Source organism: Microbacterium zouquanmingi, from assembly GCF_052266675.1.
GTDB lineage: Bacteria > Actinomycetota > Actinomycetes > Actinomycetales > Microbacteriaceae > Microbacterium.
In genome coordinates, this window is record NZ_JBQPRA010000002.1 from 476,668 (window position 1) to 503,667 (window position 27,000).

The 27,000-nt window shown below is 67.3% G+C and carries 23 protein-coding genes; 18 read left to right on the plus strand and 5 right to left on the minus strand.

Features of this window, described 5'->3' with window-relative positions; translation table 11 throughout:
* Nucleotides 1-14: 14 nt before the first annotated feature.
* Entirely contained in the window at nucleotides 15-449 is a 435-nt protein-coding gene (locus ACTU6V_RS06365; RefSeq protein ID WP_443475247.1) for a VanZ family protein, read from the minus strand.
* 189 nt (nucleotides 450-638) lie between these two features.
* Here ACTU6V_RS06365 and ACTU6V_RS06370 point away from each other — a divergent pair, with 189 nt between their 5' ends.
* The gene (locus ACTU6V_RS06370; protein ID WP_443475248.1) at nucleotides 639-3,221 is read left to right on the plus strand and encodes a LuxR C-terminal-related transcriptional regulator; all 2,583 of its coding nucleotides are present in this window, start codon (nucleotides 639-641) and stop codon (nucleotides 3,219-3,221) included.
* A gap of 17 nt (nucleotides 3,222-3,238) precedes the next feature.
* Here ACTU6V_RS06370 and ACTU6V_RS06375 read toward each other — a convergent pair whose 3' ends face one another.
* Both ACTU6V_RS06375 and ACTU6V_RS06380 read right to left on the minus strand, forming a co-directional pair.
* On the minus strand, nucleotides 3,239-4,180 hold the full coding sequence (locus ACTU6V_RS06375; protein ID WP_443475249.1) for a Ppx/GppA phosphatase family protein: 942 nt from the start codon (nucleotides 4,178-4,180) through the stop codon (nucleotides 3,239-3,241).
* Between the two features lie 70 nt (nucleotides 4,181-4,250).
* On the minus strand, nucleotides 4,251-4,439 hold the full coding sequence (locus ACTU6V_RS06380) for a hypothetical protein (protein WP_443475250.1): 189 nt from the start codon (nucleotides 4,437-4,439) through the stop codon (nucleotides 4,251-4,253).
* A 36-nt stretch (nucleotides 4,440-4,475) separates the two neighbouring features.
* Between ACTU6V_RS06380 and ACTU6V_RS06385 the strand changes: the two genes are divergently transcribed.
* From ACTU6V_RS06385 to glmS, 4 genes are all read left to right on the plus strand, one after another.
* Nucleotides 4,476-6,758 (plus strand): helix-turn-helix transcriptional regulator, encoded by a 2,283-nt coding sequence (locus ACTU6V_RS06385; RefSeq protein ID WP_443475251.1) that lies wholly within the window; start codon nucleotides 4,476-4,478, stop codon nucleotides 6,756-6,758.
* 247 nt (nucleotides 6,759-7,005) lie between these two features.
* Nucleotides 7,006-10,179, plus strand: coding sequence for a CLIPPER-2 domain-containing protein (locus ACTU6V_RS06390; RefSeq protein WP_443475252.1), 3,174 nt, complete (start codon nucleotides 7,006-7,008; stop codon nucleotides 10,177-10,179).
* Between the two features lie 86 nt (nucleotides 10,180-10,265).
* Complete coding sequence (gene coaA, locus ACTU6V_RS06395; protein WP_443467901.1) at nucleotides 10,266-11,219, plus strand: type I pantothenate kinase; 954 nt, start codon at nucleotides 10,266-10,268, stop codon at nucleotides 11,217-11,219.
* A 51-nt stretch (nucleotides 11,220-11,270) separates the two neighbouring features.
* A complete protein-coding gene (gene glmS / locus ACTU6V_RS06400) occupies nucleotides 11,271-13,112 on the plus strand; it encodes a glutamine--fructose-6-phosphate transaminase (isomerizing) (RefSeq protein ID WP_443475253.1) in 1,842 nt (613 codons plus the stop codon).
* Between the two features lie 174 nt (nucleotides 13,113-13,286).
* On the opposite strand, the gene ACTU6V_RS06405 is transcribed toward glmS, so the two are convergent.
* A complete protein-coding gene (locus tag ACTU6V_RS06405; RefSeq protein WP_443467402.1) occupies nucleotides 13,287-14,114 on the minus strand; it encodes a DUF559 domain-containing protein in 828 nt (275 codons plus the stop codon).
* 292 nt (nucleotides 14,115-14,406) lie between these two features.
* Between ACTU6V_RS06405 and ACTU6V_RS06410 the strand changes: the two genes are divergently transcribed.
* Genes ACTU6V_RS06410 through ACTU6V_RS06445 form a run of 8 tightly spaced genes read left to right on the plus strand, consistent with a single transcriptional unit; the run spans nucleotide 14,407 to nucleotide 20,011 of the window.
* Complete coding sequence (locus ACTU6V_RS06410; RefSeq protein WP_443467401.1) at nucleotides 14,407-14,793, plus strand: holo-ACP synthase; 387 nt, start codon at nucleotides 14,407-14,409, stop codon at nucleotides 14,791-14,793.
* On the plus strand, nucleotides 14,790-15,896 hold the full coding sequence (gene alr / locus ACTU6V_RS06415; RefSeq protein ID WP_443475254.1) for an alanine racemase: 1,107 nt from the start codon (nucleotides 14,790-14,792) through the stop codon (nucleotides 15,894-15,896). The genes ACTU6V_RS06410 and alr overlap by 4 nt, the downstream gene beginning before the upstream one ends.
* Entirely contained in the window at nucleotides 15,893-16,396 is a 504-nt protein-coding gene (gene tsaE, locus ACTU6V_RS06420; protein ID WP_443467399.1) for a tRNA (adenosine(37)-N6)-threonylcarbamoyltransferase complex ATPase subunit type 1 TsaE, read from the plus strand. Before alr ends, tsaE begins: the two co-directional genes overlap by 4 nt.
* A complete protein-coding gene (gene tsaB / locus ACTU6V_RS06425) occupies nucleotides 16,393-17,013 on the plus strand; it encodes a tRNA (adenosine(37)-N6)-threonylcarbamoyltransferase complex dimerization subunit type 1 TsaB (RefSeq protein WP_443475255.1) in 621 nt (206 codons plus the stop codon). Before tsaE ends, tsaB begins: the two co-directional genes overlap by 4 nt.
* Nucleotides 17,013-17,456: a ribosomal protein S18-alanine N-acetyltransferase gene (rimI, locus tag ACTU6V_RS06430; RefSeq protein WP_443475256.1), complete on the plus strand. Its 444-nt coding sequence runs from the start codon at nucleotides 17,013-17,015 to the stop codon at nucleotides 17,454-17,456. The genes tsaB and rimI overlap by 1 nt, the downstream gene beginning before the upstream one ends.
* Nucleotides 17,453-18,520: a tRNA (adenosine(37)-N6)-threonylcarbamoyltransferase complex transferase subunit TsaD gene (gene tsaD / locus ACTU6V_RS06435; protein ID WP_443467396.1), complete on the plus strand. Its 1,068-nt coding sequence runs from the start codon at nucleotides 17,453-17,455 to the stop codon at nucleotides 18,518-18,520. The genes rimI and tsaD overlap by 4 nt, the downstream gene beginning before the upstream one ends.
* The gene (locus ACTU6V_RS06440) at nucleotides 18,517-18,936 is read left to right on the plus strand and encodes a hypothetical protein (RefSeq protein WP_443467395.1); all 420 of its coding nucleotides are present in this window, start codon (nucleotides 18,517-18,519) and stop codon (nucleotides 18,934-18,936) included. Before tsaD ends, ACTU6V_RS06440 begins: the two co-directional genes overlap by 4 nt.
* A 4-nt stretch (nucleotides 18,937-18,940) precedes the next feature.
* Nucleotides 18,941-20,011: a hypothetical protein gene (locus tag ACTU6V_RS06445; RefSeq protein ID WP_443475257.1), complete on the plus strand. Its 1,071-nt coding sequence runs from the start codon at nucleotides 18,941-18,943 to the stop codon at nucleotides 20,009-20,011.
* Nucleotides 20,012-20,021: 10 nt separating this feature from the next.
* Here the strand turns inward: ACTU6V_RS06445 and ACTU6V_RS06450 are convergent, their stop codons facing one another.
* Nucleotides 20,022-21,209: a THUMP-like domain-containing protein gene (locus tag ACTU6V_RS06450; protein WP_443475258.1), complete on the minus strand. Its 1,188-nt coding sequence runs from the start codon at nucleotides 21,207-21,209 to the stop codon at nucleotides 20,022-20,024.
* A 142-nt stretch (nucleotides 21,210-21,351) separates the two neighbouring features.
* Here ACTU6V_RS06450 and groES point away from each other — a divergent pair, with 142 nt between their 5' ends.
* From groES to ACTU6V_RS06475, 5 genes are all read left to right on the plus strand, one after another.
* Nucleotides 21,352-21,648, plus strand: coding sequence for a co-chaperone GroES (gene groES, locus ACTU6V_RS06455; RefSeq protein WP_067242196.1), 297 nt, complete (start codon nucleotides 21,352-21,354; stop codon nucleotides 21,646-21,648).
* 225 nt (nucleotides 21,649-21,873) lie between these two features.
* Nucleotides 21,874-23,037 (plus strand): hypothetical protein, encoded by a 1,164-nt coding sequence (locus tag ACTU6V_RS06460; RefSeq protein ID WP_443467392.1) that lies wholly within the window; start codon nucleotides 21,874-21,876, stop codon nucleotides 23,035-23,037.
* A gap of 89 nt (nucleotides 23,038-23,126) precedes the next feature.
* Nucleotides 23,127-23,360 (plus strand): hypothetical protein, encoded by a 234-nt coding sequence (locus ACTU6V_RS06465; protein ID WP_443467391.1) that lies wholly within the window; start codon nucleotides 23,127-23,129, stop codon nucleotides 23,358-23,360.
* Nucleotides 23,361-23,416: 56 nt separating this feature from the next.
* Nucleotides 23,417-25,336, plus strand: coding sequence for a dynamin family protein (locus tag ACTU6V_RS06470; RefSeq protein WP_443475259.1), 1,920 nt, complete (start codon nucleotides 23,417-23,419; stop codon nucleotides 25,334-25,336).
* Nucleotides 25,333-26,961: a dynamin family protein gene (locus tag ACTU6V_RS06475; protein WP_443475260.1), complete on the plus strand. Its 1,629-nt coding sequence runs from the start codon at nucleotides 25,333-25,335 to the stop codon at nucleotides 26,959-26,961. The genes ACTU6V_RS06470 and ACTU6V_RS06475 overlap by 4 nt, the downstream gene beginning before the upstream one ends.
* The last annotated feature ends 39 nt before the right edge of the window (nucleotides 26,962-27,000 follow it).

Here is a 27,000-nt window from a genome sequence, read left to right on the forward strand (position 1 = left end):
AACTCCGTCTGGGGTTACTTTTTCGCGGCCTTCGAGAGGGATCGGATGCCGCGGGTCGCGAAGCATCCGATGACTGTCCCGAGGGTGTTCGCGATCACATCGGAGATCGTCGATACGCGCTCGGGAACCACCAACTGGACCAGCTCGATGAGCGCGCTCGTCGAGAAGCCCGCCAAGATCACCCACCACACGTTCAGGCGTGGCCACGCGATCGCCACCAGCAGACCGAAGGGAACGAAGAGGACGATATTCGCCACGAACTCGAACACCGTATAGCTGGTCTGCAGGGGGACGCCCGACTGCTCCGACACGAACCGCGCGAACTCGAACACGATGCCGGTCGCGCCCGATGCGGCATCGGCCGGTAACCAGACGATCAGCCCCAGCGCGACGACGTACGGGACGAGAAGGATACGTGCCGCGACGACGAGAGCGGGCGTGCGGGGCATGTACCGATCGTATGACCCGGCGCCTGCCGGGCTCAGCCTGGGGCGCCATGCTTCCTGCCCGCTAGGGTAGGGTCCGGTCGAGCGCTGGCGCCGGCGGCGCCGGTCTTACCCCAAGCCGGCACTTCATGGCCACTTCCCGGTCGACCTCTTGACGAAGCCTCTTGATCGAGGCCAGACGTGGAGACAACGATGATCGAGGCACGTGAGCAGGGCACGACGCCCGACGTGCCCTCGAGAGCGCCCCGACGGTCTTATCTCGTCCGCCAGCGACTGCTTGACCACTTGGATCAACTAGGCCGGGTGGCGATCGTTCGAGGAGAGGGCGGCGCCGGCAAAACTCTTGCCGTGGCCTCATGGGTCCAGCAACGACGTGACGACGTGCCCACGTTCTGGATAGCACTGGACGAGAACAGCGGCACGAACGACTCTTTCTGGCATCGTGTCGTCACATCGGTCGTGGCACAGCGTGGATCGACCGAACCTGATCAGCTGAACGCATTCCTCAGCGGCGACATCGATGTATCGATGGTGCCGGGCCTGCTCGTCGAGGCGCTGTTCGCCTTCGGAGAGCGAGTGCGAGTGGTGCTCGACGACCTGCACCTGCTCGCGGACAACGCCCAGACGAAGTTGATCTGGGTGCTCGAGCGAGCCCCCATGCTCGAACTGGTCGCAACCGCACGTTCCCGTACCCGGCTCGAGGATCCTCTCGTCGCCACCCGGCTCGACGTCGGCGCGATCGGTTCCGATGAACTCGCGTTCACCTTCGACGAGATCGCCGAGTTGGCACCCGAGGTGACGAGCCGTCTCCTCCCCGATGAACTGCACGTGCTGCACGATGTCACTCGCGGGCACGCCCTTGCGACGCGGCTGGCGCTCACGGCACTTCGTGACCGGAGCCCTGGCGCTAGCAGTGCGGAACGATCAGAGGTCGTCAGCGCCGTCAGCGCGTTCGCAGCCCGGGAGCTGCTCCCGACGTTCGCCGACGTCGAGCACGAGCAGGTCGCCCGTCTCGTCGCGCTTTCGCCCGAGGTCGACGCGCCACTGGCCGCAGCCCTCAGCGGTCGTGACGACGCCTGGTCCCTGGTGCAAGATTTCGAGCGAGACGGGCTGGGCCGCTTCTACAGCAGAAGCGGTCGCCGCATCTTCGCCTTCCACTCACTCGTCGCCGCATCCCTGACACGCCAGCTGCTCACCGAACTTGACGACACCGAGATCCGCCGGGCACGCAGCGTCGCGGCATCCCGCCTCTCTGCGTGGGGCGACCCGGTCGACGTCATCCGGCTGCTCCTCGCCGCCGGGCGGGACGAGGACGTCTGGCCGTTCTTCACGGAGAACTTCTCGGAACTCAGCCAGCACCGCAATGCAGAAGTGATTCACCTGCTCGACACCGTGCCACTGGAGAGGCTGGAACAGCACGGCACTCTCGCGATCAGCCACGCCGTGATGCTCAGCGAGAGCGAAGCGCGTCCCTCCCGTCGACTCCAGCACCTGGTCGATATCGGCATCCGGCAGCTGAGCACTCGGGCTCCCGCCGCCAACCCCTCCGACCGACTTCTGGTCCTGATCGCGAGATTCGCCGGTCTTCGGGCCACGCGCCGATACGAAGAGGCCGCGATCGTCGGAGATGACATCGTCGACCACGTCGCCGCCATGGGGGCAGAACCTCGGGCACGGGTCGGATCGACTGTTCACGTCGGACTCCAGCAGGTTCTGATCACCAAGATGCTCGCCGGGCACATCGACACCGCGATCGCGGTCGGGTACATCCTCGACGAGGACCCGCACCCCGGTCGCACGCGCCACCGCCGGAGTCTTCTTGCATATGCGCATGCCGTCCGAGGCGAGATGCCGACCGCGGGGGAGCTTCTCGGCTCGATCTCTCCCGAGTACCTCGAAGCCTGGTCGCGCTCGCTCTACGGCGTCGGCTGGAACATCGCCAGCGCGATCGTGCACCTCGAGCGCGGAGACCCATCCGACGCACTGCAGGCCCTCGACCCGTTCGAGAACGGCGGCCTCGTCGTAGAACACTGGCCTACCATCCTCTGGGTTCGCGCTCTGATCCGCCTCACAACGGACGACGCTGCCGCCGGCCTCGACGAGCTCACCCTCGGGTTGCGCGATCATCATGGACGCCCGGCAAGCGCCATCCTCACCAGCAGGCTCCGCGCGATTCACGCGGACCTGGCGACCGCCACGGGAGACCTTCGCACCGCGCGGCGGGTGCTCGACGAGGCGCAGCCTCTGCCGGCCACGATCCTCGCTCGCGCACGACTTCATCTCGCCACCCAGCATCCGGAGCGCGCGATCGCCCTCCTGCCGGTGGAACGAAACGCCGATGCGGCACCGCCGCGCGAACTCGCGGAGCGATTGCTCGTCTCGGCGGTCGCGCACAAGAGGTTGGGCAACGCGGGCGGCGCCCGGGAGCTGGCGTACCGCGCAATCCACGTGCTTCATCGATATCGCCTCGTCTCGCCGCTGGCTTTCATCCCCCGGTTCGAACTCGGCGAACTGCTGTCGGACGCGAATCGCGACGTGCTCGATGCTGCGCTGGGAGACCCGTTCGCTGCCCTGGCAACGCACGATCCGCTCACGCCCCGCGAGCGGATCGTGCTGACCGAGCTGCTGACCACAGAATCGATCCCGCAGATCGCCGCTCGACTCCATGTCTCACCGAACACCATCAAGTCGCAGCTGCGGACCCTTTATCGCAGACTCGGCGCATCAGACCGGTCGGATGCCGTGCGCCTCGCGCTGGAGCGCGGACTGATCTAACGCGACAGGGCGATCACTCAGATCCCCACGCCGCCCCACGTCATCGACTCGGTGTAGCGCAGCAGCACGCCCTCACGCAGCGCCCATGGCGAGACCTCGAGCTCGTCGATGTCGAGCATCTTCATCGCCGTGTGCAGGCAGACCGCGGCCGCGACGATCTGGAACGTGCGGTCGGGAGTGATGCCCGGCAGTTCCTGACGAGCGGATGCCGGAATACGAGCGAGCCGCGGAATCCACGACTTCAGCGCTGAGCGCGACATCACCGTGCGATCGAAGCCCAGCCCCGACACCTCGCGTCCGGCGAGGTTCGCCAGCGAGCGGATCGCCTTCGAGGATCCGACCAGGTGATCGGGGGAGGGAAGGGCATTGAGCTTCTCGGTCACCGGCGCGAGAACTTCGCGAGCATGCGCGCGCAGCAGCTCGACAGCATCCTCACCGGGTGGATCCTCCGGCAGGAACTGCACGGTCGTGCGCCCCGCGCCCAGGGGAACGGATGCCGCGACCTCCGGCACCTCATCGCCGCCGGCGGCGAACTCGAACGAGCCGCCGCCGATATCGAGCAGCAGAATGCGTCCGGCATCCCACCCGAACCAGCGCCGCACGGCGAGGAAGGTGAGCTCGGCCTCTTCGACCCCCGTGAGCACCTGCAGCGGCTGGCCGAGCGCCGCCTCGATGCGAGCGATGACCTCTTCGCCGTTCAGCGCAGCGCGCACCGCGCTGGTCGCCGTGGCCAGCAGCGTCTCAACGCGCTCGGCTTCGGCGATCTGCCGGGCGCGGGTGACGGCGGCTTCCAGTGCTCGCACGCCCTCCTCGCTGATTGCGCCCTCTGGGGTGAGAAATCGCATCAGGCGCACCACACTGCGATCGCTCGTCGTCGCCAGCGGCCGACCACCTGGGCGCGCATCGGCGGCGAGCAGGTGGACGGTGTTCGAGCCGATGTCGAGGATTCCCAGACGCACGGGACGAGACTACAGCGCGGTGGGGATCTCTTCGGCGTTGCGTGCATGCAACACGGCATCGATGAGCTCACTACGGCGACACCCGGGTTGAGCGCTGCTGAAGTGGCGCGGTGCGCCTCATGATGGCAGGACTGCTGATGTCGGGCGGGTATGACCCCGTGAACGTGTGGTCCGAGAGCGCGCCGAACAGCGGGTTCGAGATCAACTCGGCCAGCCCGCCGAGCGCGACGAGGTTGACCGCGGCGAGCAGATAGACCACGTCATCGCCGAAGAGCGCTCTAGATAGAGTGAGGGAATGGCAGCTCCGGGTCCGATGGCGACATCCCCGGCCGCATCGACGTCACTCGAGCGTCCCCGGCTGCTCTCCGCACTCTCCTCTGCCGCGCCTCTCGTGGTCCTGGTCGGTCCGGTCGGCACGGGAAAGACGATGCTCCTGCGGCAGTGGGCCACGCGGCATCCGAACGTCGCCTGGGCTGCGCCGCACAGCATCCCGGACCCGACGGGCGACGTCCTCATGATCGACGACGCCGATGCGCTGACCGAGACCGACTGGGCGCGCGTGGGCGAGCTGCGCCGATCCCGGCGGCGGCTCGTCATCCGCGCCGCCGCGCACAGTCGCAGCGCCGTGCCGACCGGTGAGCGCGCCGAATTCATCGCCGAGCTGGCCTTCACGGACCAGGAGACCCAGGCCTACCTGTCGATGCGCGGGTCGCCGCTCGACGCCCGCGCCGTCCAGCTCGCCACCAGAGGGCTGCCGTCGGCTGTCGGCGCCGTCGCCGCGCTGAAGACGGTCCGAGACGACATCGTGCAGGCGCTCCTGGCAGAGCTGCCGCCGGGACCGCTGTCATCGCCGCATGCCACGCTCGCGATGCCCGAGGTGCTGACCGGCGAAGTGGTCGCCGGCCTCGGTGGGCCGGCGGATTTCATCGCGGAGTGCGAGCGCGCAGGTCTCGGGGAGTGGGTGGCGGATGCCGGCCACCCGCTGTTCCTGCTCACCGCCCCGGTGCGCGCGGCGACGCGGAAGGTGCACCCGCAGCAGAACGCGCAGACCGTGCGGGAGGATGCCGCGCAGACCCTGCTCGGTCAGGGAGCCTGGTACGGAGCGCTCATCGAGGGCGCGGCCGCAGCGTCGCTCCCGGTCATCGATGGCGCGCTCAGGGGTGGGGGGATACCGTTGCTCCAGGCGCACGGCGCATCGATCATGATCCTGCTGCGCAGCATCCATCTGTGGGAGCTGAGGCGCTGGCCGATCATCGCCATGGCACAGGCGCTCATCTACAACGCTCGCCACGAACACCGGATGCGGGCCGTCGAGCTCATGGGCATCGCCCTCATCGGCGCGCGCACTGCTCCTCCCGGTTCCGCCGATCGCGCGCTGCTGCGCGTGATCGAATCCGTGCTGCAGCGGCTGCTCGGCATCGGCGACGGCGGAGCGAAGTCGGCGCGCGCCGCGGCATCCATCCTCAGCGAGCTCCCGGCCGATGAGTATCGCGCCATCGAGGGGCTGCTCGGCGACCTGCACACGCATTGTGCGATCAGTCTCATGTACGCCGGTCACCTCGACGAGGCGGCCGCCGAGTTCGAGCGGGCCCTGTCTAACGCTGGGCGCCCCGGAATCCAGCTGATCTCGTTGGGCGGCGTCGCGGTGGTCCATGCGCTCGCCGGCGACCTCGGTTCGGCGCAGAGATGGGTCGACACGGCGCTCGAGCACGCGTGGGCCGACGACATCCTCAACGAGTACGCGGGCAGTCTGCTGCGCATGGCGCAGGCGAAGATCCAGATCGAGCACGGTGAGCTCGACCGCGCCGAGGCCGCCCTCGACAGCGTGTGGCCCATCATCGACACCATCGAGCATTGGCCGCTGCTGGCACATCTTCGGGCGCAGATCGACATCTGCCGGGGCGAAGCGGATGCCGGACTGGAGCGGTTCCGCGCACTTCGCCGTTCCCGCGGTTCTCGGACCACGCGCCCGCAGACCCGCCTGCTCGATCTGACGGATTCCTCATTGGCGCTCGCCGCCGGCGATCTCGCATCGGCACGCAAGCTCACGGCGCGCGCCGATGATGCCGCACCGGTGGCGATCGGTGCGGCGCGGGCGCTCGTGTTCGACGGGCTGCACGAACGTGCGCTGCAGATGCTGGGGACCATCGCGGCCGAGACTCCAGGCGCCAGGGCGCAGATCGCCGTTCTCGATGCGATCGTGCTGCGGCGGCTCGGTCGCCCTGTTGAAGCCGCGGTGGCTGCGCGCCGGGCGGGCACTATCGCCGGCACGTACGGGTTGACGACGCCGTTCCTGCTGACCTCGGTCGAGGATCGGGAGCTGTTCGACCTGGACGTGCCGTGGCCGGCCTTGGACGCACGCGGGAGCGTGCCTCAGCTCACCGCACGCGAACATGTCATCCTCGCCGAGCTGATCGAGACCGCGAACGTGAACAAGATCGCCGCCCGGCTGCACGTCTCGGCGAACACCGTGAAGTCGCAGCGTCGGAGCCTGTACCGCAAGCTCGGCGCCGCCTCGCGGGAAGAGGCGCTCGCCATCGCGCTCGGGCACGGGCTGCTGGCCAGCACCACTCCCTGACCCGCTGCTCATCAGGTGCCCCGACGGGCGCGACACGCCGGGGTGAACTGCGGGGTGAATTCGACTCACCCGCGCTTTTGCCCTTGTGGCCCCTGGGTAACGTCACGTCGGCAGTTACCCGACTGCCGCGCGCATTGGCATCTGATTTGCTGCGCGCCCGGGGGAGCAAAGAGGAGTCATTCACGTGAGACGACCACGTCCAGAATCAATGCCGCGCCGGCGTGCGCGCATCGCTGCGAAGGGGGCCGTGGCTGCGACTCTCGCGGCGGCGCTGGCCCTCGGCGGAGCGGCGACCGCCAACGCGGTCGAATCCGATGTACCGGTGCAACCGAACCCGGCGCTGTCCGAGCACTGCGCGATGGACTTCGCGATCAGCATCGACCTGTCGAACTCCGTCACCGACGCGCAGCTCTCGAAGACTCGTGAAGAGCTGAGCGGACTGGTCACCGCACTCGAGGGGTACCCGGTCAAGGTCGCCGTGCACACCTTCGCATCGAACGCGCCGGCCTCAGCGGTACCTGCGAACGCGCCGCTTCCGCTGACCTCGGTCGCCGATGCTGCTGGTGTCGCAGCGATCAGCTCCTACGTCAATGGAGTACAGCGCCCCGCGAGCCAGCAGGGCGGCACCAACTGGGATCGCAGCCTCGCCGCCGTCGCGGCATCCGAAGAGCACTACGACGCGCTGCTGTTCTTGACCGACGGCAACCCGACGCAGTACGGCAGCCCCGCCGCCGGCCCCGGCAACAGCACCGACAAGCCCGTGCTCGATGCAGCTGTGCGCAGCGCGAATGCGCTCAAGGGCGAAGACACCCGGATCGTTCCGATCGGCGTCAGCGACAACCTCTCAGGTGCTGCCCTCGAAGAATTCCGTGAGCACATCAAGCTGATCTCCGGCCCCGTCGAAGACAGCGACTACTACGTCGCCGGATTCCACGAGCTTCAGGCGACTCTGCTCGAGATCGTCAACGCGAACTGCGCCTCGATCGACCTCGAGAAGACCGGAACGCTCGCTGCCGGCGCCATCGGCGTCGAGGGGGACACCGTGGATTACGCATTCACCGTCACCAACGACGGATCGGCCACGCTCAAAAACGTGACTCTCACCGACCCCAAGCCGGGACTGTCGAGCATCGAGTTCGGCACGTGGCCGGGTGAGCCGGGAGTGCTCGAACCCGGGCAATCGGTGACCGCATCGGCGACGTACGACCTCACGGCCGCTGACATCATCGCTGGCGAGGTCACCAACACGGCGACCGTCGCAGGTACACCGCCCGCGGGCAAGCCCGTCACCGATGAGTCCCCGGCAATCGTCGAGCTTCCCGAGCTCGCCCCGGCAATCTCGTTGGTCAAGACCGGTGCGCTCGAGGGCGACACGATCTCTTATGAGTTCACGGCGACCAACACGGGCAACGTCACGCTCACGAGTGTCTCGATCGCTGATGAGCTCGAGGGCCTCTCGGAGATCACTTATGGTGCGTGGCCTGCGGCTGACGGCGTGCTCGCTCCCGGTCAGTCGGTCACGGCGACGGCGTCGTACACGCTGACGCAGGCCGATCGGGATGCCGGAATCGTGGAGAACACCGCCACGACGACCGGAAACCCGCCGACTGGCACCCCCGTCACGGACGAAGACGACTTCGACCAGCCTGTGCCGCAGGCTCCCGGTATCTCTCTCGTCAAGACGGGTGCGCTCGAGGGCGACACGATCTCTTATGAGTTCACGGCGACCAACACGGGCAATGTGACCCTGACGGGTGTCTCGATCGCTGATGAGCTGAAGGGCCTGTCGGAGATCACTTATGGTGCGTGGCCTGCTGCTGAGGGTGTTCTCGCTCCCGGCCAGTCGGTCACCGCGACGGCAACGTACACGCTGACGCAGGCCGATCGGGATGCCGGGATCGTGGAGAACACCGCCACGACGACCGGAAACCCGCCGACTGGCACCCCCGTCACGGACGAAGACGACTTCGATCAGCCCCTCGACTCGCGCCCGGGGATCTCGTTGGTCAAGACCGGTGCGCTCGAGGGCGACACCATCTCTTACGAGTTCACGGCGACCAACACGGGCGACGTGACGCTGACCGGGGTGTCGATCGCTGATGAGCTCGAGGGTCTGTCGGAGATCACCTACGGTGCGTGGCCTGCGGCTGAGGGCGTGCTCGCTCCCGGCCAGTCGGTCACGGCGACCGCGTCGTACACGCTGACGCAGACCGACCGGGATGCCGGCGTGGTGGAGAACACCGCGACGACGACAGGGAACCCGCCGAGCGGAACTACGGTCACCGACGAGGACGACTTCGATCAGCCGGTGCCGCAGAACCCCAGCATCCTGCTGGAGAAGACCGGTGCGCTCGAGGGCGACACGATCTCTTATGAGTTCACGGCGACCAACACGGGCGATGTGACCCTGACGGGAGTGTCGATCGCCGACGACCTGAAGGGCCTGTCGGAGATCACTTATGGTGCGTGGCCTGCGGCTGAGGGCGTGCTCGCTCCCGGCCAGTCGGTCACGGCGACGGCAACGTATACGTTGACGCAGGCCGATCGCGACGCCGGGATCGTGGAGAACACCGCCACGACGACCGGAAACCCGCCGACTGGCACTCCGGTCACCGACGAAGATGACTTCGACCAGCCAGTGCCGCAGATCCCCAGCATCCTGCTGGAGAAGACCGGCGCGCTCGACGGCGACACCATCTCTTATGAGTTCACGGCGACCAACACGGGCAACGTGACGCTAACCGGGGTGTCGATCGCTGATGAGCTTGAGGGCCTGTCGGAGATCACTTATGGCGCGTGGCCTGCGGCTGAGGGCATGCTCGCTCCCGGCCAGTCGGTCACGGCGACCGCGTCGTACACGGTGACGCAGGCCGACCGGGACGCCGGCGTGGTGGAGAACACCGCGACGACGACCGGAAACCCGCCGAGCGGAACTCCGGTCACCGACGAGGACGACTTCGATCAGCCGGTGCCGCAGAACCCCAGCATCCTGCTGGAGAAGACCGGCGCCGTCAGCGGAGACACGATCTCGTACGCATTCGCCGTCACCAACACCGGCGACGTGACGCTGACCGGGGTGTCGATCACCGATGAGCTCAAGGGCCTGTCGGAGATCACCTACGGTGAGTGGCCGGCTGCTGAGGGCGTGCTCGCGCCCGGTGAATCCGTCACGGCGACCGCGTCGTACGCCGTCACCGCGGGTGACCGCGCGGCCGGCAGCATCACGAACGACGCGAACGTCACGGGCACACCGCCCACCGGGTCTGAGGTCACCGATGAGGACAGCGTGACCACTCCGGTCGGTGCGCTGGCTGTCACGGGTGCCGAGGCCGCACAGTGGCTCGGTGTGAGCGCGATGGCACTGCTCGTCATGACGATCGGCGCGGTCGCGATGATCCGCCGCCGTCGCGTGCAGGCGTAACCGATAACGCAGAAGAGTATGCCCCGCGGCCCGGATGGGTCGCGGGGCATACCCATCGGGCGGGCAGCGCTTCGGTGCCCGATACGATGGATGCCGTGACCACCGCCGACACGACAGCGCCTCTATCGCCGTACCGCGAGATCGGAAGAGCGGAGTGGGCGCGATTGGCCGCAGGGCTCGATCAGCCGCTGAGTGAGACCGAGGTCGTAGAACTGCGCGGCATCGGCGATCGCCTTGACCTCACCGAGGTCCGCGAGGTGTACATGCCGCTGAGTCGGCTGCTCAGCCTCTACGCATCGGCGACCAAGCGGCTGGGCGCGGCGACGAGCGCTTTCCTCGACGAAGAAGACGTCACGACTCCCTTCGTCGTGGGTGTTGCGGGATCTGTTGCGGTGGGGAAGTCGACGATCGCCCGTCTGCTGCGTGAACTGATGAGCCGGTGGCCTGGGACGCCCCGAGTCGAGCTGGTCACGACCGACGGGTTCCTGTACCCGAACGCCGAGCTCGAGCGCCGCGGGCTGATGGACCGCAAGGGATTCCCCGAGTCGTACGACCGCCGGGCCCTTCTGGAGTTCCTCACCGAGGTGAAGTCGGGTGCCCCTGAGGTGCGCGCGCCGTTCTATTCGCACATGCGCTACGACATCGTTCCGGATGCTCGGGTCGTCGTGCGCCGCCCTGACGTCGTGATCGTCGAGGGACTGAACGTGCTGCAGCCACCGCCCGCGCCGAATGATGTCGCCGTGAGCGACCTCTTCGACTTCTCGATCTTCGTAGACGCCGACACCTCGCACATCGAGAAGTGGTACGTGGATCGGTTCTTGGCGCTGCGACAGGGCGCGTTCGCGAACCCCTCGTCGTACTTCAACGTCTTCGCCCATCTCACCGATGCCGAGGCGCGCGCGACCGCGATGGGGTACTGGAATGAGATCAATATGCCGAACTTGATTGAGAACGTGATGCCGACCAGGCACCGGGCGACCCTCGTGCTGAACAAGGGTCTGGACCACAACGTCGAGAGCGTGCTGCTGCGCAAACTGTGAACGGGTTTTCGTTCGGAACCCTCGCAAAATCTGCCGCTTATTCTTGACACCATGTGTGGAATCGTCGGATACGTGGGCCCTCGCCCCAGCCAGGACATCCTTATCGCCGGGCTCGCCCGTCTCGAGTATCGGGGGTACGACTCGGCCGGCATCGCGGTGATCGATGCGGATGGTCACCTCGGCATGCGCAAGAAGGCGGGAAAGCTCGCAGCTCTGCGCGATTCGCTCGCCGACGCACCCCTCCCTGATGGTGCAACAGGCATCGGCCACACCCGCTGGGCCACCCACGGCGGACCCACCGACGTCAACGCGCACCCGCACCTCGCAGACGGCGGCAAGCTGGCCCTCATCCACAACGGCATCATCGAGAACTTCGCCCCTCTCCGCGACGAGCTCGCTGCCTCGGGCGTCGAGTTTCTCAGCGAGACCGACAGCGAGATCGCCGCAGCCCTCCTCGGACGCGAGTACGCGAAGAGCGGCAACCTGCAGACCGCGTTCCAGAACGTCGTGAACCGTCTTGAAGGCGCATTCACTCTTCTCGCCATGCACCAGGACCACCCGGGCCTCGTCGTCGGCGCTCGCCGCAACTCGCCACTGGTGATCGGCCTCGGCCAGGGGGAGAACTTCCTCGGGTCCGACGTCGCCGCCTTCGTCGAGCACACCCGCAAGGCGCTCGCGATCGGTCAGGACCAGATCGTCTCGATCACCCCTGATGCCGTCACCGTGACCGACTTCTCCGGCAACCCCGTCGAAGCCGAGCCGTTCGAGGTGTCCTGGGATGCCGCCGCCGCTGAGAAGGGCGGATGGTCTTCGTTCATGGCGAAGGAGGTCGCCGAGCAGCCCGAGGCCGTCGCCAACACGATCCGTGGCCGCGTGCACGACGGTCAGGTCGTGATCCCCGAGCTCGACGGGCTCGACGAGCTCTTCATCGGAATCAACCGCGTGATCATCACGGCCTGCGGCACAGCATCCTATGCCGCCCTCGTCGGCAAGTACGCGATCGAGCAGTGGGCGCGTGTGGCGACCGACGTCGAGCTCGCGCACGAGTTCCGCTACCGCGACCCGGTGATCGGCGACGACACGCTCGTCATCTCGATCAGCCAGTCCGGCGAGACCATGGACACGCTCATGGCCGTCAAGTACGCGCGCGAGCGCGGCGCCCGCACGCTGTCGATCTGCAACACCCAGGGCGCGACGATCCCGCGCGAATCGGATGCCGTCGTCTACACGCACGCCGGCCCCGAGGTTGCCGTCGCATCGACCAAGGCGTTCTCGGCGCAGATCACCGCTCTGCTGCTGCTCGGCCTGCACATGGGGCGCGTGCGCCAGGTGCTGACCGATGACACGGCTGTTTCCGAGCTGGCGGACCTGCCGGCCAAGATCGCACAGGTGCTCGAGAAGGAGAACGACCACGTCTCGCAGCTCGCGAACTGGATGGCAGACACCCGCTCGGTGCTGTTCCTCGGCCGCCACGTGGGCTACCCGATCGCTCTCGAGGGTGCGCTGAAGCTCAAGGAGATCTCCTACATCCACGCCGAGGGCTTCGCCGCCGGCGAGCTCAAGCACGGACCGATCGCCCTCATCGAACCCGGTCAGCCCGTGTTCGTCATCGTGCCGTCGCCGCGCCACTCCGCGCTGATCCACTCGAAGGTCGTCTCCAACATCCAGGAGATCCGTGCCCGCGGCGCCCGCGTCATCGTCATCGCCGAAGAGGGGGATGCCGCCGTTCTGCCGTTCGCGGACGAGGTCATCCACATCCCGCTGGCCGGACCCATGTTCGAGCCGGTACTCACGGTCGTGCCGCTGCAGATCTTCGCCATGGCTCTGGCGACCGCCAAGGGCCTGGACGTCGACCAGCCCCGCAACCTCGCCAAGTCGGTCACCGTCGAGTAGCTGCCACTGCCGCCTGCTTCCGCAGCCCTTCCGTCTTCTCGGTCATTCGTCCCTGGTATCCGGGACGGATGGCTGGGGATCGGTACGGATGGCCGGTGCTTCGTGCTGTATCCGCGGCCGGGCGTGCCGCGGGCCAGCCATCCGTGCGCACCGCGGGCGACGGGCCGGGGTCGGTCAGGCACGTGCGCGATCGAGCGCGGCACGAATTGCCGACATGACCCTCGGCCAATCATGGATGATCATCGCGTAGTCGAAGTGCAGCGATTCGTATCCGAGGGCGGATGCCGCGGCATCCCGTTGCAGATCGCGATGCCGTTGCCGCGGCACGTCGTGGTGCTCCGCACCATCTGCCTCGAGGATGACCCGGCCCTCGATCACGAAATCGACCCGGCCAACACCGGGAATCTGCACTTGAGCGCGCACGACGATGCCCACGAGGTGCAGGCGCAGCCGCACGAGTGATTCGAGGCCACTCTCGGAGTCCTGGTGGGCGAAGTCGACCAACCAGCGGGATGATGCGGGCAGCGCCTTGCGAATGCGAGATCGCGCGCCTGCACTGATGAGTCGTTTGTTCCACGCCGATTCGAACGCGCAGAAGAAGAACTCGTCGCCGTGGCAATAGAAGGCGTGGATGAGGGCGAGCTCCACTTCTGCGACGCCGAGCAGCATCTGCCCCGGGCGATAGTGAGGCACGCAGCGACACCCTTCGTGATGAACGCGCCCGGCCTGCCCGAGCCAGACGTGCGGTGACGGATCATCATGCAGCACCCACACGCCGTGCAGGCGCAGCGCACCTGCACAAGTGAGAGCGCCACCGTGCTCGGCCGCGACGCGCACGGCGAGAGGTACGGATGTCGTGAAGAATACGCCAGGGCGGAGACGGCTGATCTCGCCGTGGTTTACGGCATCCGCCAGCATCCTGCGGGTGAAGCCGAACGCAGTGAGCTGCTGACCGCGCGCGATCCCGCCGAAGTGATCGATGAGTTGACATGCCGAGCCCATGCCCAGATCCTGCCCGTTTCGGGCTCGGTCGTATGTGCAAAACGGGCCGATGTGGATAAATCGGACGAAGATGGCCGATGTGCAGGAAGAGTGGCTGCGTGCGTGCCGCGTACGGATGGCTGGGGCACGGCACGGATGGCTGGGGCACGGCACGGATGGCTGCCGACCCGCCGAAGGTTCGGCGGCCCGATGTGCGGTCGTCCAGCCATCCGTCCGTAGGACAGGGGACAGGGGACAGGGAACAGGAGACCGGGACAGGGGTCGGCGAGACGCGGGCCGGTAGGCTGGAACCGTGATCATCGGGACCGGCATCGACCTCGTCGACATCCCGCGGTTCGAGCGCACGATCTCTCGCACTCCGCGGCTGATGGAGCGCCTGTTCGCCCCGACCGAGCGTGCACTCAAACTCCCATCGCTCGCCGCCCGCTACGCCGCGAAGGAGGCGCTCATCAAGGCGCTCGGCGGCTCAGACGGCGTGCACTGGACCGAGATCGAGATCGGCTCAGAAGAGTCCGGCAAGCCGTACTTCCGTCTCACCGGCACCACCGCCGACGTCGTCGAACAGCGGGGGATCACCAGCCTGCACCTGACGATGTCGCACGACGCGGGGCTCGCCACCGCATTCGTCATCGCTGAGCGCATCGCCGAACGCATCGAGAACTCGGAGGGAGCAGCATGACCGTCCCGTTCCGCGAGGCGACCATCGACATGGATGCCATCGCCGACAACACCCGGCACATCCGCAGACTCACCGGGGTCGACGTCATCGCCGTCGTCAAAGCGAACGCATACGGCCACGCGGCGGCGCCCGCAGCGGTCGCCGCGCTCTCTGGAGGTGCAACCAGACTCGGCGTCGCAGAGATCGCCGAAGCCCTCGACCTGCGCCGCCAAGGCATCAACGCCCCGATCGTGGCCTGGCTACACGCGCCGGGTGAGCGCTTCGAGAGCGCCGCAGAGCAGCGCATCGAAGTGGGCATCTCGTCTTTCGAGCAGCTCGAGGCAGCCGGCGCTGCCGCCGGCACCGAAGGCGTCCTCGGCGTTCACCTCAAACTCGAAACCGGCCTGTCGCGCAACGGCATCCCACCGAAGGACTGGGCGCGCGTGCTCGCCGAAGCGGCCAGACTCGAGCGCATCGGCCGCATCCGCATCGTCGGCCTCTTCAGCCACCTCTCCAATGCTTCGGATGCTGATGACCGCGAAGCGCTCGCCCGGTTCGAAGAGGGCACCCAGCTCGCCGCATCCCTCGGCATCCATCCCGAGATCCGGCACATCGCCGCAACAGCCGCGGCGATCGATCTGCCCGAGGCCCGTCTCGACGCGGTCCGCATCGGCATCGGCCTGTACGGACTCTCACCGTTCGATGATCGGTCGTCCGCCGAGCTCGGGCTGCGCCCTGCCATGACCCTGCGCGCATCCGTCGCCGCGGTCCGGCGCGTTCCCACGGGTGCCGGCGTCTCGTACGGCTACGACCACCGCACGAAGGATGAGACGACGCTCGCCCTCGTCCCGCTCGGCTATGCCGATGGTGTTCCCCGGCAGGCATCCGGTCGTGGTCCCGTAACGATCGGCGGGCGCCGCTTCACGGTCGCGGGCCGCGTCGCCATGGACCAGTTCGTCGTCGATGTCGGCGACTCTCCCGTCTCGGTGGGGGACGAGGTCGTGCTCTTCGGCGACCCGACGCTCGGAGTTCCCTCGGCCACGGAATGGGCCAACGCCGCCGGCACCATCAACTACGAGATCGTCACGCGGATCGGCAACCGCGTGCCGCGGAGGAGCGCGTGAGCATCGACCCCGCGTTCCTCGGACGTCGTGAGATCACGACCTCCGACGACATGGAGCGGCTCGGCTTCGTCATCGGCGAGCAGCTCGTCGCTGGCGATCTGATCGTGCTCACCGGGCCCCTCGGCGCGGGGAAGACCACCTTCACCCGGGGGCTCGCCGAAGGGCTCGGGGTGCGCGGCCCCGTGCAGAGCCCGACCTTCGTCATCGCCCGCACCCATCCCTCCCTCGTCGGACGCGCCCCGCTCGTGCACGCCGACGCGTACCGGCTCGGTTCGGCGGCAGAGCTCGACGACCTCGACGTGGACCTTGCAGGGTCCGTCGTCGTGATCGAGTGGGGGCGCGAGATGGCCCCTGCGATCACGGACGCCTGGTGGGACATTGAGATCGAACGGCCCGTCGGCGGTGACGAAGAGCTCGCCGACGAGGATCTGGATGCTGACGCACCCCGCGTCGTGACGATCGAACGCATCGACCGAGCGCCGACTACCCTGGAGAGGTGATTCTCTCCGTCGACACCTCGCTCGGGACGGCTGCGGCCCTCATCGATACCGACGGCCACGCGCGGGCGACTGCCGAAAGCCCCGACCCGCTCGGCCACGCCGAGGTGATCGGCACCCTCCTGGATCAGGCGCTTGCCGATGCCGGGGACGACGAGGTCACCCACGTCGTCGCGGGCATGGGCCCCGGTCCCTTCACGGGACTGCGAATCGGCATCGCCGCGGCGCGTGCGTTCGCACTCGGTCGCGGCATCCCCGTCATCCCCGTGCCCAGCCACTTCGCCGCAGCCCTCGCCGTGATCGAGGCCGACGCTCCGAACACGCCGTTCGCCATCGTCACGGATGCCCGCCGCCGCGAGGTCGCGATCTCCGTCTTCGACGGGGCGGATGCCGACGGAATCCCGAATCTCACAGAGCCCACCGTCCTCGTGCCCAGGGTCGATTCGGAAGAACGGCTGCGCGGCATCCATTCGATCGAGGTGGCGACGCTCGACGCGGCGGCCCTGGCGCGGGTCGGCCTGCGCGCGGCGCTGGCCGGACGGGTGCTCGCCGACGCCGAGCCGCTGTATCTGCGTCAGCCCGATGTCACCGTCCCCGGTGCGCCGAAGCGGGTGAGCTGATGGCGATCCGTCTGGCCACCCCCGCGGACCTCGATGCGATCATGGCGATCGAGAACGCCTCCTTTCCCACCGAGGCGTGGAGCAGCGAGGCGATGGCGGCAGAGCTCGCCACCGACTACAGCCACTACATCGTCGATGAAGAAGACGGCGGAGTCATCGGGTACGCAGGGCTGCGGTCGATCCGGGGGAATGCGGATGCCGACATCCAGACGATCGCGCTCATCGACGCGCGCAGGGGCGAAGGGCGAGGACGCGCGATGCTGCGGACGCTGCTTGCCGAGGCATCCGCCCGCGGTGCCCGCGAGGTGTTCCTCGAAGTGCGCGCAGACAATCCGGCAGCCGAGGCGCTGTACCTGTCAGAGGGGTTCGAAGAGATTGGCAGGCGTCCGCGGTACTACCAGCCAGACGATGTGGATGCGATCGTGATGAAGGTGAAGATGTGAGCCCTGAACCCCTCGTGCTTGGAATCGAGACGAGCTGCGACGAGACCGGCATCGGCATCGTGCGCGGGCGCACGCTGCTGTCGAACACGATCGCCTCCAGCATGGACGAACATGCCCGCTACGGCGGCGTCGTCCCAGAAGTCGCCGCTCGCGCGCACCTCGAAGCCCTGCAGCCCTCGATCGAGGCTGCGCTCGAGACCGCGCAGGTGCGACTCGAAGACCTCGACGCGATCGCCGTCACCAGCGGCCCGGGCCTTGCTGGCGCACTCATGGTCGGAGTCGGTGCGGCCAAGGGACTCGCGGTCTCGCTCGGCAAGCCGCTGTACGCGGTGAACCACCTCGTCGGACACATCGCCGCCGACATCGTGACACCGGACTCCGAGCCGCTGGAGTACCCCACGATCGCCCTGCTCGTCTCGGGCGGACACACCTCGCTCCTGCACGTGCGCGACCTCACCACCGACGTCGAGTTGCTCGGTGAGACGATCGACGACGCCGCCGGTGAAGCATTCGACAAAGTGGCCAGGCTTCTGTCGCTGCCGTATCCGGGAGGGCCGGAGATCGACCGGGCAGCCGTCGACGGCGACCCGAAGGCGATTCGGTTCCCGCGGGGCCTGTCGAAGGCGACCGATATGGCCAAGCACCGCTACGACTTCTCGTTCTCGGGGCTCAAGACCGCCGTGGCGCGGTGGGTCGAGCGATGCGAGGCCGCCGGAGAACCCGTACCGCGCGCAGATGTCGCCGCGAGCTTCCGCGAGGCCGTCGTCGACGTGCTCGTCACCAAGGCGCTCGCCGCGTGTGCGGATCGAGGCGTGCCGCGGTTGCTGCTCGGCGGGGGAGTGATCGCCAACAAACGACTGCGCGAAGTCGCGCTGGCCCGTGCCGCAGAGGCCGGGGTCACAGTGCGGATTCCGCCGCTGTCGCTGTGCACCGACAACGGTGCGATGATCGCGGCCCTCGCCGCCGACCTCATCGCCTCTGGGCGACGGCCCTCGACGCTCGAGTTTGGAGCGGATTCGACACTGCCGGTGACCGAGATCCAGATCGCCGAGCGCGCCTCATGACGAATACGCCAGAGCCCCCGCGGCCCGCACGCATGCCCGGCGCGCGCCGCGAGGAGTACACGCGCATGCCGACGGGGCCCATCGGCGTGGAATCGACCGTCAGCAGCGGGCCGTCAGAGGACGTCGGGATGCCGATCGCGCAGTGGGATCCGCAGTCGCTCGAGCCCATCGAAGACAATTCGCGCCTCGCTCCGTGGGCGCTCCTTGCGGCGATCGTCGCGCTCATCGCGTCGTGGTTCGTCGGGTGGGGCATCCCGCTTGCGATCATCTCGGTCGTCGCTGCGATCATGTCGCTGCGGCGTCCGGTCGAAAGCCGCGCGATGGCGACGTGGGCGCTCGTGCTGGGAATGGCTGCCACGATCTTCAGCCTCGGATGGCTCGTCTGGGCGGGCATGCAGTTCGAGCAGTTCGGATAGCCGGATGTGTTCAGAGCCGGTCCCTGAGCCTGTCGAAGGGTACGCAGAGCTGCGGATGCTGCGCGCCAAGGCCTACGGCCAGGGCGATGGTCTGTCGTCCGAAGAGCTCACGCGACTGCGTGAACTCGAGGGGTGGGGCACGATCGGCGCCGACGCTTCAGGTTCGGTCCCTGAGCCTGAAGTTTCGGTCCCTGAGCCTGTCGAAGGGCCGCGCGGTTCTGTCGACGCTTCGACAGACTCAGCGATCGGCGCTGTCGAAGCGCCGCGGCGCCCCCGTCGCTGGCCGATCCTCCTGGCGACCGCGGCGGGTCTCCTCGCGGTCGGTCTGGGCATCGGCTGGGGGATCTGGGGCTGGGACAGCGAAGCATCCGCGCTCGCCGCCGCACACGGCGACACGCAGGCCGAACTCGAGGCCAGGCAGGACTACGATCTCGGCACCGTCGTGCCCGTTGCCGAGGAGCACGGCGTCGTCGTCTGGCGCGCCGACCGCTCCGATGGCGAAGAGCTCTGCGTGATCATCACCGGACCGAAGACCGAGGCTCGGACCGGGTGTGTGACTCGAGGTGACATGGACAACTACGCCTGGCCAAGCGCGACCGGCACCGTTCCGGAAGGCGCAGACAAGGCCGGGCAGCAGCTCACGGCGAGCCTGATCCCCGCGACGAACGGTGAGATCGTACCGTTCATCCAAGTGTGGGATATGGACCGCAACTGGGAGGCGCAGTACACCGAGGATGAGCTCGCCCAGCTGCACTCAGTGGAGGCGGCCGGCTACATGGGCTCGGCGCTGAGCATCCTCGGCTACGACGGCGATACCGTCGTGTGGTCGAGCTGGGAGACCGGAATGCTCTGCGTGATCGCGTCCACCGACGCCCACAACTTCGCGGAGGCGTGCGCCGAAGGTCCGGACGAGATGCTCACGCTCAGCACCGAGGTGGACGGCACCCCGACCCGCTACGTCGTCACGCAGTCCGAGATGCGTTCGCCGCAGCTGACGGTGTACAAGGACGTCGACGCGGAGTACTACTTCGGCGCCGATGATCCTTCATCAATCGACGACAAGACCGGCCAGTAGCCGACCGTTCTCAGACCCGCTCGGCGAGAATCGCCATGCGTTTGTCGCCCACGCGTGTGAGGATCAGTGTGGCGCTCGCGCTCCCGCGCAGGTTCAGGTTCTTGCGGAAGGCGGCGGGATCGATATCCATTCCGCGCTTCTTGATCTCGAGCGTGCCGACGTTGTGCGTGCGCAGCGCAGCATTGATGGCCTTCGGGTTCGCCGCTGTCACCTCGCGCACCCGGAACGACTGCACGAAAGGGCTCGTGACCGCGGCGTCCCCGGTGAGATAGGCGATCTTCGCATCGAGCATCCCGGCATCCAGCGATCGTGCGACGTCGCCGATGAGTCTTGCCCTGATCACCGCGCCGTCGGGTTCGTGCACGAAGGCCCCGAGTTCGCGGGTCTCCGCGTCCTCAGCATCCGCCCCTGCCGTCAGCTCGTGCGACTCGTCTGCGCGGATCACCAGCGCTGATCTGCGCACGCCCTCGCGGGCGAGGATGCCCGACCACAGCACGAGCTCGACGACGCTGCCGTCGGCGCTGACCCACTGCGCCTCGGCGTCTGCCGGCAGGGCATCGCGGTCGTGGGCAGGGCCGAGCTTGATGCCGCAGGGCACGCGCTCTGCGAGCGCGAACGCCCAGTCGAGCGAGGGGGAGTAATCGGATGCCATGACCCGCCGTGTCTCGCTGTGCCCGGCGGTCCGGCGCGCCGGATCGAGCCAAACCGCGTCGATCCCGGCGAGATCGGTGGTTTCGGCGGTGCCGTGCTGCACCGCGGCATCATCGCCGAACGGTGCGAGGTTGTAGGCGGCGATCGCGGCGGTGACCTCGTCGACATCGACGGCGACCACGCCCAGTCCTGCGCCGGCGAACGCGAGGGCGTCCCCGCCGATGCCGCAGCCCAGATCCGCCAGTCGTGAGATGCCCGCGCGGCGCATGCGCCCGGCGTGCCGGGCGGCGACCCCCAGACGCGTCGCCTGCTCGAGGCCGGCTCTGGTGAACAGCATCCGCTCGGCGAAGCCGCCGAACTTGGCTGCGCCCTTCGCTCGCAGGTGCGCCTGACCGACCACGGCCGACACGAGATCAGGGGAATGGCCCGCAGCCCGAAGACGTGACACGGTCTGCGCGACTTCAGCGGTCGATGAGATCGTGCCCACCTCGTCGAGCAGCCGAAGGCCCTCGGGGGTGAGCAGTGCAGTCAACTCGGACATCTCCACTGGTCCAGACTACGGCGAGCACCCGAAACTGGCACTCGCATTGCGTGAGTGCCAGCCGACCGCCTACACTTGTGATTAGCACTCTCGGGTTGAGAGTGCGAACAAGTCTTTCGTGTCAGCGTCAAGAAAGAAGAGGTAGACCGTGTCGGTTTCCATCAAGCCGCTCGAAGACCGCATCGTCATTCAGCAGGTCGAGGCAGAGCAGACCACCGCGAGTGGACTGGTCATCCCCGACACCGCCAAGGAGAAGCCCCAGGAGGGCGAGGTCGTGGCCGTTGGCCCCGGTCGCATCGATGACAACGGCAACCGCGTTCCGCTCGACGTCGCCGTCGGCGACCGTGTCCTGTACAGCAAGTACGGTGGCACCGAGGTGAAGTTCGGCGCCGATGAGTACCTCGTGCTCTCGGCTCGCGACGTCCTCGCTGTCGTCGTTCGCTGAGCGGTTCCATAAGCTCAACGCTTCAGAAGGCCCGGATGCATCACGCATCCGGGCCTTTGTTGTGCTCGGGACAGCAAGTCACCCATCCGCCCCCCATCAGCCCCTGGGGATCCCCCGGTGACTCGCGTCAAGCCTCGGGGGGACCCCCGATGTAGGGAGAGCGCGCGAGATCCACACTCGTAAGACGAAGCCATTCCGGCAGTCTCACGAACAGAGGAAAACATCATGGCTGTAGAAGACAACCTGAACGTTCTCGGTCTCCAGTGGAATCTGGGCGTCGAGGACATCGGGAACACGAACGTCGAAGACAACATGGTCATCGCCGACAATGAGGTGGGCAACACCGAAACGAGTGTCGACGACAACACCGTCATCGCTGACAACGAGGTGGGCAACACCGACACGAACATCGAAGACAACAACGTCGGCAACACCGAGACGGATGTCGACGTCGACGTCGATGACTCGTTCAACGACAACGACGACTTCTCCGACACAGACTCCAACAACGACAACTCCAGCCTGAAGGACTCGATCAACGACTCCTTCCAGGACAACTCGGTGCACGACTCGGCCAATGACTTCTCGGTCAACGCTGGCATCCGCCAGTACAGCAACAGCCAGGTCGACGTCGACGCGATGCTCGACAGCTCTGGAGCAGGTGCGGGATTCGGGCTCGGCGGCGGGGGCGACCTCGACCTTGAGATCGACAGCCGCAGCACGGTCAACGACCAGTCCGTGAACCAGAACATCACGACCTCGTCCGGCTCGGGCGGCGCAGCCATCGCCGTCGGAGGCGACTCAGACGGCGGCTGGGGCGGGCCGGCATTCTCCGGCGCGAACGGTGGCGACACCGGCAACGGCGGCGACGGCGCATCTGACGGCGGCACGGGTGTCGGCGTCGGTCTGATCGGTGTCGGTGTCGGCGGCGACGCCGAGGGCGACGGCGGCGGCACGCAGGGTGCAGGAGATGCAGGTTCCCTCGCAGATGGCGGCAACGCCAGCGGCGGTGACGGTGGCAACGCCTTCGCAGGAGCCGGCGACGCTTCCGGCGGCAACGTCTCGCAGTACTTCGGTCAGTCGAGCAACGTGGCCTCTGGTGATGGATCGGTTGCGGCCGGCGAAGACGCCAGCATCACCAACATTGACACGGACATCACCGTCGGAGACATCAACATCGGCAACGAGTACTTCGACAACTCGTTCAACACCGATCTGTCTGACAACTGGTCTGTCAACGACTCGTTCAACGACCAGTCGATGACCGACAACTCCGACAACTGGTCGGTGGAGGACTCCTTCCAGGACAACTCGCTCGAGGTGGATGTCGACGTCGAGAACTCGAACGTCGCCAGCCCGTTCGGCGACGCGACGGAGCTCGATTTCTGATCCGAACCGCACACAGTGCCCGGCCTCCCTTTCGGGGGGCCGGGCATACCAGTACACTCCGAAGCATCCTGATCTGAAAGCGGGATCTGATGTTCCATGACGAGCCTGACCCGATCGACGAGACCGGTTCCGATGGCGCGGCATGGAATAACTCGGATGCTGCGTTCTCCGATCCCACGGGAATGAAGATGTTCGCCGAGGAGATCGACAACGTAGACGTGTCGGATTGGGACGTCGACAGTGATTCGCTCTGGGGGGACGAAGGAACGAATCCCATCGCCGACATCGGCGACGGGACATTCGACATCGATTTCCTGGGCTGATCCCGGGACGTGCGGCTGCGAACAGCCGAATGGCAGCGAACGACAGGGGAGTTCACGTGCCGAACAGAGACTTCGAGGTCACACCGATCGTCGACGTCGTCCGCGACGTTGGCGATATCGCCGCGTCCACAGGGCGCGCCGATCTCGCGGAAAGACTCGAGCACACCAGCGCACGGCTGCGCGACCCCGCCGTGCGGGTGATCATCGTCGGCGAGTTCAAGCAGGGCAAGAGCAAGCTCATCAACGCGCTCGTGAACGCGCCGGTGTGCCCGGTCGACGACGATATCGCCACGAGTGTGCCGCTCGCCGTCGGATACGGCGAGGAGTCATCTGCCTGGGTTCTCCGGCGAGTGGATGCGCCGGCCACGCGATCTTCGGCGAAGAAACCGCCCGTGCGCACAGTGGAGCGGGAGGAGATCGAACTGAGCGATCTCGCACAGTACGTCTCAGAGCAGGGGAACCCCTCCAACGAGCGGGGCCTCCTCGCGGCAGAGGTGCTGCTTCCGCGCGAGCTCCTCAAGGGCGGACTGAAGCTCATCGATTCGCCCGGCGTCGGCGGACTCGACTCGTCGAATGCTCTGACGACCCTGTCGGCCCTGTCCACTGCGCATGCGGTGCTGGTCGTCTCCGACGCTTCACAGGAGTACACCGAACCGGAAGTGCAGTTCCTCAAGCACGCGATGCGCGTCTCGCCCAATGTGGCAGCGGTGCTCGCGAAGACCGATCTGTATCCGGAATGGCGTCAGGTCGAGGATATCGACCGCGGCCACCTCGAAGGCGTCGGCGACGACGTGCCGATCTTCTCGGTATCGAGCGACCTCCGTCTGCTCGCAGCCGAGCTGCAGGACCGTGAGCTCAACGACGAGTCCGGCTTCCCCGCACTCGTAGCCCACCTGCGCCGCGAGGTGCTCGGTCGGGCCGAAGTGATCCATGAGCGCAGCGCAGTGCATGATCTGCTCTCGGTGGTCGAGCAGCTCGCCATCTCGATGCGCGCCGAGTTGAACGCGCTGCGCAACCCGCAGGACACCCCGCGGATGATCGCCGAGCTCGAAGAGGCCAAGGCGAAGGCAGACGAGTTCCGCGGGCGCTCCGCCCACTGGCAGGTCACCCTCACCGACGGCATCAGCGACCTCATCGCCGACATGGAGCATGACCTGCGCGACCGCCTTCGCACGGTGCAGCGCGAGGCAGAGCGAGCGATCGACGAGGGAGATCCTGGCCCTATCTGGGACCAGATCAGCGAATGGATCGATCAGCGAGCGACCTCCGCGGTGACCGAGACGTTCGTGTGGACGGACGAGCGCTCGCGCTGGCTCTCTGAAGAGGTCGCCGACCTGTTCAGCGAGGGTGAATCGGCGATCCCCGCGATCGATGTCGGCAGCACGGAAGGCGTACTCGACCCCGTCGAGCCGATCTCGGGCCTTGACCCCGGGCGCATGGGCGCCGGTGAGAAGATCTACATCGGTGTGCGCGGCTCTTACGGTGGGGTTCTCATGGTGGGGCTCGCGACCGGTCTGATCGGAATGGCGCTGATCAATCCGCTTTCACTGCTCGCCGGCATCCTCGTCGGGCGTCGCGCCTACCGCGAGGACATGCACGCCCGTCTGGCACGCCGCCAGCAGGAAGCGAAGCTGCTCGTGCGGCGGTACATCGATGAGGTCATCTTCCAGGTCGGAAAGCAGCTGAAGGACCGGCTGCGCCTTGTGCAGCGCACTGCCCGCGATCACTTCGGCTCGATGGCAGAGGAACTGCACCGTTCGCTCTCTGAAGCACTGAACTCGGCGAAGACGGCCGCGGGGAGCTTCACCGCGACACGTGATGAGCGGGTGATCGCCCTGCAGGAGAAGATCGCCATGCTCGACGGCCTCCGCGACCTGATCCCCGAGCTCCCACCAGCGCCCGTGCGGCGCGGCCTCCCGGCACGGCCGTCCGCGCAGCCCGCTGAGGACACCGCGCACTCCGGGACCGCGCGATGACAGACGTCATCGCTGACGCCGACCGCGTGCTCAGCGCCGCTGCCACGGTCTACCATCGCCACTCGACGGTTCTGGCGGGGCTTGAACGGCTGCGCACGAGGCTGCACGAGCCGCTCCGACTGGCGATCGCCGGAATGGTCAAGGCCGGCAAGTCCACCCTCCTGAACGCCATGCTCGGCGAGGAGATCGCGCCGACCGACACCGGAGAATGCACCAAGGTCGTCACCTGGTACCGGTACAGCGCCACGCCGACGATCACGCTGCATCCGCGAGTCGGCCCGCCGCGTCGGATGCCGATTCGCCGCGACGGCAGCAGGCTCGTGCTCTCGCTCGGAGGGCTCTCAGCCGAGGAGGTCGAATGGATCGACGTCGGCTGGCCGCTGGAGGGACTGAGATCAGTCATCCTCATCGACACGCCCGGCATCGGTTCGCTGTCTGAAGCGACTTCTGCGCGCACCCACAGCTTCCTCACCCCCGACGAGTCGCCGTCGACAGCGGATGCCGTCGTGTATCTGATGCGGCATCTGCACGGCGCCGACGTGCACTTCCTCGAGGCATTCCGCGACACCGCGGCAGGAGCCGCGCAGACGGTGTGTGCGGTGGGGGTGCTGTCCCGGTCGGACGAGATCGGCGCGGGGCGCATCGACTCGCTGCTCTCGGCCGGCAGAGTAGCCCAGCGATACGAGCGCGATGGTGACCTCGCCTCACTGGTGCTCCGGGTCGTGCCGGTCGCCGGCCTTCTCGCCGAGGGGGCGCGCACACTCCGCGAGAGCGAGTACATCGCCCTTCGCGAGCTCTCAGGCCTGAACCGCGCCGACCGTGAGAAGCTGATCATCTCGGCAGACCGATTCGCAGGTCCTTCCACGACGACGACGCTCAGCACGACCGTGCGAGAAGATCTCCTCGCACGGTTCGGGATCTTCGGCGTGCGTCTGGCGACCGCGCTCATCCGAGGCGGTGCGCGCACCTCGACGGAACTGTCCGATCAGATGGTGCAGCAGAGCGGGCTCATCGAGTTGCAGGAGTTCGTCGCCGCGCAGTTCCACACGAGAGCCGCGACGCTGAAGACCCGCGGGGTGCTGCTGGAGCTTCAGCAACTGCTGCGCGCCCACCCCACGGAGGGCCTGGACGAGGTGCACGCCGGCATCGAGCGCATCACGATGAGTGCGCACACTCTACGCGAGCTCGCGCTGCTCGCGCTCGCCCGCTCAGACGGTCTGCCGGTGTCGGATGCTGATGCAGAAGAGGCCCAGCGCATCGCCGGCGTCGACGGCACCGCAGTACACACACGTCTCGGTCTACCCGCGGATGCTGACGCCGAGGCGCTCCGCGCGAGCGTGACGGAGAAGATCGATCACTGGCGGAGCCTGAGCCAGTCGCCGCGGGCAGAGCGCGCCGCGGTCGGGGTGTGCCGGACGATTCTTCGCAGCCTCGAGGAGGTCGCGTCAGAAGTCGGCGCCGGCCGGAGTCTCTGGGCCCCGACGGACGTCATGCTGTCGGGCGGTCCAGGCGATGGCGCGGGGCAGGACGCTGGCGAGCAGAGCGAGAAGAACAAGCGCCGCCTGAGCGGTAAGAAGCGGTGGGAGTGGCTGACCCTGCTGACCCAGCGCAACCCACTCCGGTGAGAGCACGACGACGAGCGCCTGCACGGCGAGGGTGGCCAG

Bases quoted from the DNA above. Each gene is read 5' to 3' on its own strand.
- coaA (WP_443467901.1), top strand. From the start codon at position 10,266: ATGGATGCCGTGACCACCGCCGACACGACAGCGCCTCTATCGCCGTAC.
- rimI (WP_443475256.1), top strand. From the start codon at position 17,013: ATGGCGATCCGTCTGGCCACCCCCGCGGACCTCGATGCGATCATGGCG.
- ACTU6V_RS06440 (WP_443467395.1), top strand. From the start codon at position 18,517: ATGACGAATACGCCAGAGCCCCCGCGGCCCGCACGCATGCCCGGCGCG.
- ACTU6V_RS06385 (WP_443475251.1), top strand. From the start codon at position 4,476: ATGGCAGCTCCGGGTCCGATGGCGACATCCCCGGCCGCATCGACGTCA.
- alr (WP_443475254.1), top strand. From the start codon at position 14,790: ATGACCGTCCCGTTCCGCGAGGCGACCATCGACATGGATGCCATCGCC.
- ACTU6V_RS06365 (WP_443475247.1), bottom strand. From the start codon at position 449: ATGCCCCGCACGCCCGCTCTCGTCGTCGCGGCACGTATCCTTCTCGTC.
- ACTU6V_RS06465 (WP_443467391.1), top strand. From the start codon at position 23,127: ATGTTCCATGACGAGCCTGACCCGATCGACGAGACCGGTTCCGATGGC.
- ACTU6V_RS06370 (WP_443475248.1), top strand. From the start codon at position 639: ATGATCGAGGCACGTGAGCAGGGCACGACGCCCGACGTGCCCTCGAGA.
- ACTU6V_RS06445 (WP_443475257.1), top strand. From the start codon at position 18,941: ATGTGTTCAGAGCCGGTCCCTGAGCCTGTCGAAGGGTACGCAGAGCTG.
- glmS (WP_443475253.1), top strand. From the start codon at position 11,271: ATGTGTGGAATCGTCGGATACGTGGGCCCTCGCCCCAGCCAGGACATC.
- ACTU6V_RS06475 (WP_443475260.1), top strand. From the start codon at position 25,333: ATGACAGACGTCATCGCTGACGCCGACCGCGTGCTCAGCGCCGCTGCC.
- ACTU6V_RS06460 (WP_443467392.1), top strand. From the start codon at position 21,874: ATGGCTGTAGAAGACAACCTGAACGTTCTCGGTCTCCAGTGGAATCTG.
- ACTU6V_RS06405 (WP_443467402.1), bottom strand. From the start codon at position 14,114: ATGGGCTCGGCATGTCAACTCATCGATCACTTCGGCGGGATCGCGCGC.